The organism is Tessaracoccus sp. OH4464_COT-324 (genome assembly GCF_003932855.1).
In the GTDB taxonomy this organism is placed as follows: domain Bacteria; phylum Actinomycetota; class Actinomycetes; order Propionibacteriales; family Propionibacteriaceae; genus Arachnia.
In genome coordinates this window covers 1-401 of sequence record NZ_RQYZ01000124.1, presented here as the reverse complement: position 1 = coordinate 401, position 401 = coordinate 1, and the positions used below count along the sequence as shown (strand labels likewise).

Annotated in this window: 1 protein-coding gene; it reads right to left on the bottom strand. The window is 42.1% G+C overall.

Going from position 1 to position 401, the window contains the following annotated elements:
• The coding region (locus tag EII42_RS12405) for a helicase-related protein (protein WP_255416269.1) at nucleotides 1-401 on the bottom strand (401 nt) is incomplete at both ends.

Sequence of the window (401 nt, the reverse complement as noted above, 5' to 3'; positions counted from 1 at the left end):
CTTCTGAAACACGACCACAACGCCCTTTACGCTGATTAGCGGAGGCTTGTGAAATAGGCTCAATGGGCAAACGTTGCACTTTAGTACGGTAGCTATAACGTGAAATTCTTGCAGTGCCCGGATCTATGACATATTTTATGCCCGGTACAGTTAATGAGGTTTCTGCCACATTGGTGGCTAACACGATGCGATTTAAATTACTCGGATGAAAAATTTTATTCTGTTCTTGTGCTGAAAGACGAGCAAAGAGCGGTAAGATTTCAGTGTGTTTTAATTCTAATTTTTGCAGCGCCTCTGCGGTGTCACGAATTTCTCGTTCGCCATTAAGGAAAACTAAAATATCGCCTCTGCCTTCTGCTTGTAGTTCATCAACCGCATTTAAAATCCCTTGTAACTGATCT